This window comes from Paraburkholderia bengalensis, from assembly GCF_037126505.1.
Lineage (GTDB): Bacteria > Pseudomonadota > Gammaproteobacteria > Burkholderiales > Burkholderiaceae > Paraburkholderia > Paraburkholderia bengalensis.
On record NZ_JACFYJ010000169.1, the window covers coordinates 1 to 9,551 of the forward strand.

General features: G+C 64.4%; 8 protein-coding genes and 2 pseudogenes. 5 read left to right on the forward strand and 5 right to left on the reverse strand.

The features are described 5' to 3' along the window. Positions 1-715: 715 nt before the first annotated feature. The gene (locus H3V53_RS41370; RefSeq protein ID WP_336602767.1) at positions 716-1,207 is read left to right on the forward strand and encodes an outer membrane protein; all 492 of its coding nucleotides are present in this window, start codon (positions 716-718) and stop codon (positions 1,205-1,207) included. A 74-nt stretch (positions 1,208-1,281) separates the two neighbouring features. Here H3V53_RS41370 and mtgA read toward each other — a convergent pair whose 3' ends face one another. From mtgA to mpl, 5 genes are all read right to left on the reverse strand, one after another. Next, positions 1,282-2,028 (reverse strand): monofunctional biosynthetic peptidoglycan transglycosylase, encoded by a 747-nt coding sequence (gene mtgA / locus H3V53_RS41375; protein ID WP_336602768.1) that lies wholly within the window; start codon positions 2,026-2,028, stop codon positions 1,282-1,284. A gap of 36 nt (positions 2,029-2,064) precedes the next feature. Then, complete coding sequence (gene aroE, locus H3V53_RS41380; RefSeq protein ID WP_336602769.1) at positions 2,065-2,943, reverse strand: shikimate dehydrogenase; 879 nt, start codon at positions 2,941-2,943, stop codon at positions 2,065-2,067. Further along, positions 2,940-5,027, reverse strand: a complete 2,088-nt coding sequence (locus tag H3V53_RS41385) for a ribonuclease catalytic domain-containing protein (RefSeq protein WP_336602770.1) — start codon at positions 5,025-5,027, stop codon at positions 2,940-2,942. The genes aroE and H3V53_RS41385 overlap by 4 nt, the downstream gene beginning before the upstream one ends. Before the next feature lie 125 nt (positions 5,028-5,152). Further along, on the reverse strand, positions 5,153-5,755 hold the full coding sequence (locus H3V53_RS41390; RefSeq protein WP_336602771.1) for a YqiA/YcfP family alpha/beta fold hydrolase: 603 nt from the start codon (positions 5,753-5,755) through the stop codon (positions 5,153-5,155). After that, positions 5,752-7,161 carry a UDP-N-acetylmuramate:L-alanyl-gamma-D-glutamyl-meso-diaminopimelate ligase gene (gene mpl, locus H3V53_RS41395; protein WP_336602772.1) on the reverse strand — a complete coding sequence of 470 codons (1,410 nt, stop codon included), beginning with the start codon at positions 7,159-7,161 and terminating at the stop codon, positions 5,752-5,754. Before mpl ends, H3V53_RS41390 begins: the two co-directional genes overlap by 4 nt. A 227-nt stretch (positions 7,162-7,388) precedes the next feature. On the opposite strand from mpl, the gene H3V53_RS41400 reads away from it, so the two are divergent. The 4 genes and pseudogenes from H3V53_RS41400 to H3V53_RS41415 all read left to right on the forward strand — a co-directional run. Next, the gene (locus H3V53_RS41400) at positions 7,389-8,042 is read left to right on the forward strand and encodes a UDP-N-acetylmuramate--alanine ligase (RefSeq protein WP_336602773.1); all 654 of its coding nucleotides are present in this window, start codon (positions 7,389-7,391) and stop codon (positions 8,040-8,042) included. A gap of 24 nt (positions 8,043-8,066) precedes the next feature. Next, positions 8,067-8,614: pseudogene (locus H3V53_RS41405) on the forward strand (TlpA family protein disulfide reductase). Positions 8,615-8,808: 194 nt separating this feature from the next. Continuing rightward, positions 8,809-9,273 carry a type II 3-dehydroquinate dehydratase gene (aroQ, locus tag H3V53_RS41410; RefSeq protein WP_336602774.1) on the forward strand — a complete coding sequence of 155 codons (465 nt, stop codon included), beginning with the start codon at positions 8,809-8,811 and terminating at the stop codon, positions 9,271-9,273. A gap of 68 nt (positions 9,274-9,341) precedes the next feature. Beyond that, positions 9,342-9,551 (forward strand): annotated as a pseudogene (locus H3V53_RS41415) (acetyl-CoA carboxylase biotin carboxyl carrier protein); the annotation flags it as partial.

Genomic DNA, 9,551 nt, shown 5'->3' on the forward strand with positions numbered 1-9,551 from the left:
CAACGGCGGCGCCGTTCGCCGGGCGCGCGGCGGGCTTGCGCGCGGCTTGCGCCGTCGGCGCGTCGCGCATCTCGTGGGCGTCGCGCGCCTCTTGGACGTCGTGCGTCTCGTGGCTCGCGTGAATTTCGGGCGCTTCTTGCGCGTCGGACTCGGCGTGCGGGGTCATCGCTTTGTTCATGGCGACTGGGCAACAGACAGAAGGTGAGTTACCGCGAGATGCCGGCGTGACGGCGCGCGTCAGGTGCGATTCGCAACGGGGCGTGCTGCGCGCGGGCGGCGCGCGTGTCGTGCAGCGAGGTGCTGGATGGCATGGCGGGTGTCTCCGGTTTTCGTCCCGCAGCGTGCGCCGCGCGTTGCGCTGGCGACGAGGCGGCTTTTCTCGCCGGTGTCGGCTTGTTGAACCGGATTGTAGGGCGCCTTTTTGAGATTCACCAACATATGAGTTGAACGCTCATATGTTGGGATGTCGTGCTGCGCTGGTCCGACGCGGACGATCTGAGACGTTCTGCAACTATTCCGACGACGTCAGGGAATCCGCGCATCACTGCTGAAGCGGGATGTCGGTATGCGCGACGGTTTTCAGAGACGTCTTATTGAGCCTGCATTCCGACGTACTTAGGCTGCTCACGCTTTATCGGCGAAGGCGCCGCGGCTCCGAAGCCCTCTCGCAACCAAGAAATCCCCTAAATCCATGAGAACATTTAAGAAATTATTGATGTGCGCAACGCTGGCCATCAGCGCCGTCGCCCATGCGCAGCCGACCCAGCAGCAACTGATCGACGACTTCTCCGGCCCGTACATCGGGGCGAAGGTCGGCGTGAACATTTCGAGCGCCTCGGGTGCTGTGAACAAGCCGACGCATACCACGCTCTTCCCCGGTTTCGTCGCGGGTTATGGCTTCAACGCCGGCCCCGTGGTGCTCGGCGCCGAACTGTTCATGGACATGCACAACGGCTCATCGACGGCCAAGGACGGCGGCGTCGACGCGAAAATCGGCTATCCCATCGGCCCGTTCATGCCGTATGCGCGACTCGGCGCAACGGGCGACTGGCCGGGATGGACGTTCCACTATGGTCTGGGCGTCGAGTACAAACTCACGACCAAATTCAGCGTGTTCTCCGAATGGACACGCGATTCGGCGAATGCGTACAACACTCGCTGGACCAATAACAGCATCACGGTGGGCGCGAATTACCGTTTCAAATAATGCACGCCACCAAAAACAAAAAGGCGATTATCTGCGCAGATAATCGCCTTTTATTTTCATTTCGAAACGGATAATCAATCGGGCAATTCCGCCGCGCCCATTCTGCGCGCGATGATGCGGGCGCGCTGCGTCAGGTAAGCGGAATTCCGGTGTTCGTCGAAGTATTTGGGCCGCGGCAACATCACCGCGAGCCGCGCCGACTGCCCAGCCGTCAGTTTCGCCGCCGACGTCCTGAAGTAATAGCGCGCCGCCGCTTCAGCGCCATACACGCCGTTGCCCCATTCAACCGAATTCAGATAGATCTCAAAGATTCGCTCCTTGTCCATCAGCGTCTCAAGCATCCATGTGATGATCAGTTCCTGGCCCTTACGGATATAGCTCTTCTCGCGAGACAAAAAGAGATTTCGCGCGAGTTGCTGCGTGATCGTCGAGCCGCCCGCCACGATTTTTCCGCGTGCCTTGTTTTTCTCCCAGGCTTGGAGAATTGCGTCGGTTTCGTAGCCGTTGTTCGTCGCGAAATTGGCGTCTTCCGATGCGATGATCGCGCGCTTCAGATTGCGCGAAATCTGATCGTAGGACACCCACGTATGCTGGATCGACAGACCTGGACGATCTTGCGACAGACGCCAGGCATCGGAACGCATGAAAGCGGTGGATGGCGGATTGACGTAGTTCCACGCGGCGATCTGCGCGAAGTAAAAAAGCTGCGTTGCGATCCACGCGACGGCAAACACCGCGCCCGCATACAACGCCCAACGCGCCGGACTTGCGCCCGCGCGCTGGCTCTTCGCGCGTTTCGTTCGGGTCGTGGTCGTCACCATGTCGTGGAATGGACAGCCGCGCGGCGAGCGATGCGCTCAGACGTTCTGCGGCGCGTGCAGCATGTCGCGCAGCGCGTCGAGCACGGGAGCGCCATCGGGCCGCACGCCGCGCCACACGAAGAACGACTCGGCAGCCTGCTCGACCAGCATGCCGAGGCCGTCCGCCGCGCGCGCGCCGAGCTTCGCGGCGTGCTGCATGAAAACGGTCGGCTGCGCGCCGTACATCATGTCGTACGCGAGCGTATTTGCGCCGAACGCGCCGTCGTCGCACTCGGGCAGCGAAGCGTCGAGGCTGCTGGCCGTGGCGTTGACGATCACGTCGTACTCGCCTGCTTCGATCGCCCGCGCGCTGCCGCCCGTCAAGCGGCACGCCGCATCGCGCGCCGCGCCCGAGAATTGCGCGACGAGCGCCTCGGCCTTGGACGCCGTGCGATTCACGATGGTGAGCGAGTGCGGCTTGCGCTCGAGCATCGGCAGGACGACGCCGCGCGCGGCGCCGCCCGCGCCCAGCAGCAGCACGCGCGCGCCCTGCAGCGAGACGCCGAGATTCACCTCGATATCACATACGAGGCCGAAGCCATCCGTGTTGTCGCCGTACACGCCGCCGTCTTTCTCGAAGCGCAGCGTGTTGACCGCGCCCGCCGCCGCCGCGCGCGGCGACAGCGTGGTCGCGAAGGCGTGCGCGTCGAGCTTGAACGGCACGGTGACATTCATGCCGCGGCCGCCTTCGTCGATGAACGCGCGCACGTGCGGCACGAACTGATCGACGGGTGCGAGCAGCCGGCCGTACTCGACGGGCTCCCCCGTCTGTTGCGCAAAGCGCGCGTGGATCAACGGCGACTTGCTGTGCGCGATCGGATTGCCGATCACGGCGTAACGGTCGCGCTGCGTGGTAGCGGTCGTGTCCGCGCTCATTGGCCTTGCTCCGTCGCGTGTTGCGGGTCGGCGGACGCGGCGCCTTCGGCGGCAGGCGTATCGCTGGCCGTTGCCGGGTCTGCCTCGGCCTGCGCTTCGGCTTCGCTTTCGGCGGATTCGTCGGCGGCGTCGACGATGTCTTCTTCGGCCTCTTCCTCCTCTTCCGTGCCGCTCGTCACCGTGGGGGCGTCGAGCACATGCAGCAGGCGCACGGACGCCTCGACCGTCAGTTCATCGACCGACATCACCTCGAGCATCAGCCGCGTGCCGCGCGCATGCACGCCGAGACCCGGCACGTGCAGCAGCAGCGGCACTTCTTCGAGCCGCACCAGGTCGCCCTTCACGACGGAAGCCGCGACCTGCTTCTTGCCTTCCTGCGTGAGCCAGCGCAAGCACCAGAAATACTCCATGCGCCGCTGGTGATCGGCGTACGCGGTATAGGTGTCGTCGAAACCCTGCACGACGGCGAACAGATCGGCGTCCTTCGGCTTGAACGGCGCCGCGAGCTTCGCCGTCACGCCGTGCTGCACGCACGCGATCAGCTGCCACTGGTTGACGAGGTCGACGTAACGCCGCAGCGGCGACGTGCTCCACGCGTATTGCGCGACGCCGAGGCCTTCGTGCGGCGCGGCCGTCGTCTGCATGCGGGTTCGCTTGGGGCCCGTCGGCGCGCCGAACGCGCGCTGCGAGCGATAGATGCCCGGCACGCCGTGATCGTGCAAAAACGCGCCCCACGTCGAGTTCGCGAGAATCGCCAGTTCGGCGACGATCGTGTCGAGCGGCGAACCGCGGCGGCGCGGCGTGATCGTGATGTGCTCGCCTTCGACGTAGAAGTTGAAGTCCGTGTTGCGCTGCACTTCCCGCTTGAGGCCGTAGCCTGCGCGCGCGACTTGACGCTTCTCGAACAGCGCCTGCGCGAACGGCCACAGCACCGCAATATCTTCCTTGTGCGGATAATCGCCCGTGCCGTTGGCGAGCGCCTCTTCCGTCACGAGTTCGTCGAGCGTGTTGTGGCGCAGGTTGTTCTTCACGTAGACGAGTTCGGCGCGCGTCTCGCTCGCGACGATCTCCTGCGTCTCGCGGTTCACGATGCTGTACAGCGACAGCGCCGGTCGCAGGCCGCCTTCGGCCAGCGTGAATTGATCGACGACGGAATCGGGCAGCATCGTGATCTTGTCGCCTGGCATGTACACGGTGGACAGGCGGCCGCGCGCGATGCCATCGACGGCGTCGCCGCGCTGGATGCCGAGCGCGGGCGCCGCAATGTGAATGCCGATCCGCACGCGGCCGTCGGACAGATGCTCGACGGAGAACGCATCGTCGATTTCCGTCGTGGTGACGTCGTCGATCGAGAATGCTTCGACGTCCGCTTGGGGCAAATCTTCCGGCAATTCGCCGACCGTGACGGGCGGGAATGCCGTACCGTGCGGGAAGAATTCCGACAGGAAACGCGCCTCGTGCAGCGCGCGCGCCGACGGAATGCCGCCGCATTCGAGCATCAGACGCGCCTGCGAAATGCCGCGCGCGGCGGCGGCTGCTTCGAGCGCCTTGTATTCGATCGAGTTCTTGTCGGGCTTCGTCAGCAGTCCGAGCGCCTTGCTCTGGAAGCCTTCGGGCAGACGGCCCGCCTTCAGCTCGTCTTCGTAGCCCTGCTGCACGAGCGCCTGCTGGCGCTTGCGCTCCAGCGACGCAAGCGCCATTTTCAATTGCTCTTGCGGCGCGCGCTGATACTGGCCGCGGCCTTTACGGCGAAAGTAGATGGGCGAGCCGTGCATGCGCAGGATCAGCGCGGCGCGCTCGACGGGTCCGAACGACTCGCCGAAATATTCCGCGCCGAGCGTCGCGAACGGAAATTCCTCTTCAGGCGCGCATTCCCACAGAAAATCGAGATCGATGTCCTGCGCGACGGCGTCGGCCTGTTCCATCAATTCGCCCGCCGTCGGCTTCTCGAATTCGATCAGCACGTCTTTCGCGCGGACTTTCGCGCGACGCCCGCCCGGCAGCTCGACCTGAAACGCGTCGCCCTGACGCGACAGCACGCTGCCCGCCTTGAAACTACCCGATTCCTCGAAGAAAACGTTCACTCAATACTCTCAGTCTGGCTTGCGTCGGCCGGCGCGCGGTGCGGTGCGTTTGCGCGACGGCGTCGTGTTCGGTGGTGGTCCGCGTCCCGCGCCCCGTGAGTGCGCGGCGTGCGCGAATCATCGGATCATGCCGCCTCGCGTGGCGCGGGCGGCTCGGCGTCGGCGGCGTCGCAAAATGCGAGCACGTCGTCGACATAGTCGGGAAACTCGCTGATCGCGTGGTCGCTGCCTTCGATCAGCTTGGTTTGCACGCCGGGATAGTGCGCGAGCATTTCGCGGTAATCGAGCACTTCGTCGCCGGTGGCGGCAAACAGATAATAGCGTTCGGGGCGGGTGATCGACGCGACGCCTAGCGCACGTAATTCATCAAGATGATGCGGCTCGACGACGATGCTGCCGCCGCCATGCCACAACGGCTGTTCGCCCAGGTAGTGACTCAGGTCGCGCTGCGGCACGACGGCGGGATTCAGCAGCACGGCGCGCCAGCCGTGCTTTTCGGCCAGATGCGTGGCGAAGTAGCCGCCCAGCGAACTGCCGACCACTGTCACGCGGGCGGGTTTCGCCGCTGCAACCTGCTTTTCGATGAGCGCCACGGTTTCCAGCGGCGACACGGGCAGCATCGGACAGCACCATTCGGCGCTGCGTCCGAGCGCAGCGAGGCGCTCGGCCATCACGCGCGCCTTGAACGAATTGGGCGACGAGCGGAACCCGTGCAGATAGAGAATCACGCGACGCCCCGCGCCTGCTTCGCCGGACGCGCCGACAGCGCGTCGAGCAGCTTCTGGTGCACGCCGCCGAAGCCGCCGTTGCTCATCACGAGCACGTGATCGCCCGGCTGCGCCGCTGCCACGACGGCTTTGACGAGCGCATCGATGTGGTTGAACGCCTGCGCCTTGTCGCCCATCGGCGCAAGCGCTTCGGCCAGGTTCCAGCCGAGCGCGTCCTTGCCCGCCAGCGCGCCGTAGCCGAACACCAGATCGGCGTCGGCGAGGCTCGACGGCAGTTGCGCCTTCATCACGCCGAGCTTCATCGTGTTCGAACGCGGTTCGAGCACGGCGAGGATGCGCGTATTTTCACGGCCCACGCGCGTGCGCAGTCCGGCAACCGTCGTTTCGATCGCCGTCGGGTGATGCGCGAAGTCGTCGTAGACGGTCACGCCATCGACGCTGCCGCGCACTTCCATGCGGCGCTTGACGTTGCGGAACGTGGACAGCGACTTCGCGGCCTGCGCCGGCGGCACGCCGATGTGGCGCGCAGCGGCGATCGCGGCGATTGCGTTCATCCGGTTGTGCTCGCCCTGCACCTGCCAGTCGACCACGCCGACGCGTTCGCCGCCGTGATAGACGGCGAAGCGCTCGTCGACGGCGACGCCGTCTTCAGCGGGCAGCGCCTGCCAGCCGCCTTCGACGCCGAAGCGCTCCACTTCGCTCCAGCAGCCGCGCGTCAGCACCCGGTCGAGCGCGTCTTCGCGTCCGTTCGACACGACGCGGCCGATGCCCGGCACCGTGCGCACGAGATGATGGAATTGCGTTTCGATAGCGGCGAGATCGGCGAAGATGTCCGCATGGTCGAATTCCAGATTGTTCAGGATCGCCGTGCGCGGCCGGTAGTGGACGAACTTCGAGCGCTTGTCGAAGAATGCCGTGTCGTATTCGTCGGCTTCGATCACGAAAAAGCTCGAATCCGTCAGCCGCGCCGACACGCCGAAGTTCAGCGGCACGCCGCCGATCAGAAAGCCGGGGTTCATGCCGGCGTCTTCGAGCATCCAGGTCAGCATGGACGTGGTCGTGGTCTTGCCGTGCGTGCCCGCCACGGCCAGCACCCACTTGCCGTTCAGCACATGCTCGCCGAGCCATTGCGGACCCGACGTGTACGGCAGCCCGCGATTCAGGATCTCTTCCATCAGCGGATTACCGCGCGTCACGACGTTGCCGACCACGAACAGGTCCGGCTTCAGGTCGAGTTGCTCGACGCCCCAGCCTTCGATCAGCTTGATGCCTTGCGCCTCGAGCTGCGTGCTCATCGGCGGATAGACACCGGCGTCGCATCCCGTCACCGTGTGACCGGCGTTGCGCGCGAGAACCGCGAGACCGCCCATGAACGTGCCGCAAATGCCGAGGATGTGAATATGCATAAAGCTGTCGCGCCGCAAGGCGTGTTTTTGCGTGGAAGGGGATGCGCGCCAAGGGTCAGAAAACCCTCGTGCAAAGGACGCCTATTGTAACCGACAGGCCCGCCCTTTCCTGATCGGCTGTGCGATCCCGGCGCGTTGCCGCGCCTTCGCCGGAACGGGTTCGAGCCCCGTCATCCGGGTGGGCAGGCGTCAAAAGGACGTCGTTCTTTCTCTAGTATGATTGACGGATGGTTCGCAAATCACATTTCGATCCGCAGCGCGTACGCGAGGAAATCGCGATCGCGGCTGCCCGCATGATCGCCGAAGACGGGCTCGACTACTCGACGGCCAAGCGCAAGGCTGCGCGGCAGGTCGTCGGGGAAACGCGCGTCGCAGGTGAATGGCTGCCGGATAACGACCAGATCGAGGAAGAAATCCGCGAGTATCAGTCATTGTTCCAGGGCGACAGCCAGCCGGCCGTGCTGCGCCGTCTGCGCGAAATCGCCCTCGACTGGATGCAGCGGCTCGCGCCCTTCAATCCGTATCTGACGGGCGCGGTGCTAGGCGGGACAGCGGGCGAACATTCCGATGTTCATCTTCAGGTGTTCTGCGACGATCCAAAAGAAGTCGCTATTTATCTGTTGAATGCAAACGTGCAGTACGACGTTTCCGAAACTCGGCACTTCGCGGGCCGCGGCTACGTCGAAACCTTGAGCTTTCTCTGGCGCCCGTCGAACCGAGATCGCGACGCCGAAGCCGTCGGTATCCACGTCGCGCTCTATGGCACCGACGACCTGCGTGGCGCCGTGCGCGCCGATGCGCGCGGCCGGCTCGCGCGCGCCGACGTCCGGAGCGTGCAGGCGCTGATCGACGAAGACGACGCGGCGCCCTCCACGAACTGATCACCTGAACGACACACTCTTTATATGAAGCGAATACTGGCAATCGCGGCGGTGGCCGTCGTCGCGACAGCGGGCGGAGCGGTGGCGGGCCACTGGCTCTTCGGCAACAGGGATCTCGTCGACGCCGCGAACGCGCGCCTGCGGACGGCAGCGGCGCCGTCAACCAGCTGTGGGCCGCGAAGGTGACCAACGCCGACGGCGCGCCGCAATCGCTCGCGGCCTTCAGGGGGCACCCCGTCGTCGTCAACTTCTGGGCGTCGTGGTGCGGCCCGTGCGTCGAAGAAATGCCCTCGCTGTCGCAACTGCACAAGGAGTATCAGAAGAAGGGCATCGCGTTCGTCGGGGTGGGCGTCGACTCGGACAAGAACATCAAGGCTTTCCTGCAAAAAGTGCCCGTCAGCTATCCGATCTACGTCGCCGGGTTCGGCGGCGCCGATCTCGCGCGCGCCTTCGGCAACAATGCGGGCGGATTGCCTTACACCGTCGTAATCGACGCAAAAGGCGTCGTACGGTCGACAAAATTAGGCCAGATCAAGCCTGACGAGCTCAAACGCACGCTCGATGCGCTTTGATGTCGACAACTTATTGACGTTTAGTTGAGAACGTTTGCCCTCAGATTCACCGACATTCCCACTGAAATGTCAGAAGTTCGCTCAGTTGCGGCCAACCAGGCAAGACGCCGTCAGGCAACGCTCGTTCGAGAAACTAGACAAATTTCTCTAATCGGCGCTAAAGTGCCGCCAATTCCACGGAAAACGAAGCGACCATGACGCGACTGCTGGTTCTGCACGGCCCCAACCTCAACCTTCTCGGCACCCGGGAACCGGAGGTGTATGGCCACGTGACGCTCCCGCAGATCGATCAGGCGCTAGCCGACCGCGCGGCGGATGCCGGCGTCGAACTGGCCACCTTCCAGAGTAATCACGAAGGCGCGCTCGTCGATCGCATCCAGGCCGCGCGAACCGAGAAGACCGATTTCATCGTGATCAATCCCGCTGCGTACACGCATACGAGCGTGGCGATCCGGGACGCGCTGGCGGGCGTCGGCATCCCGTTCGTCGAGATTCATCTGTCGAACGTGCATCGTCGGGAACCGTTCAGGCATCACTCGTATTTCTCCGACCAGGCGGAGGGCGTGATTTGCGGCCTCGGCTGGAAGGGCTATCTGTACGCACTCGAATACGCGCTAGACCGGCTGTCCATCCAGACGGCCGGGTCATCGCGCAACTGACAACCCAAAACTCGAATTCGGCGCCGGCGGCAACCCGCGGGCGCTTCACGCATTGAAGGGGAAAGCCCATGGATCTACGTAAACTCAAGACTCTGATCGACCTCGTCTCCGAGTCCGGCATTTCCGAACTCGAAGTGACCGAGGGCGAAGGCAAGGTGCGCATCGTCAAGAACGCGCCGCCCGTTTACGTCCAGCAGCCCGGCAACTTCGCGCCGCAATACGCCGCTCCGGCGCCCGCGGCCGTCGGTCATGCGGCGGAAGCGCCCGCTGGCGGCGCG

Coding starts and splice junctions, on each gene's coding strand:
- H3V53_RS41370 (WP_336602767.1), top strand. CDS start 716: ATGTGCGCAACGCTGGCCATCAGCGCCGTCGCCCATGCGCAGCCGACC.
- mtgA (WP_336602768.1), bottom strand. CDS start 2,028: ATGGTGACGACCACGACCCGAACGAAACGCGCGAAGAGCCAGCGCGCG.
- aroE (WP_336602769.1), bottom strand. CDS start 2,943: ATGAGCGCGGACACGACCGCTACCACGCAGCGCGACCGTTACGCCGTG.
- mpl (WP_336602772.1), bottom strand. CDS start 7,161: ATGCATATTCACATCCTCGGCATTTGCGGCACGTTCATGGGCGGTCTC.
- H3V53_RS41400 (WP_336602773.1), top strand. CDS start 7,389: ATGGTTCGCAAATCACATTTCGATCCGCAGCGCGTACGCGAGGAAATC.
- aroQ (WP_336602774.1), top strand. CDS start 8,809: ATGACGCGACTGCTGGTTCTGCACGGCCCCAACCTCAACCTTCTCGGC.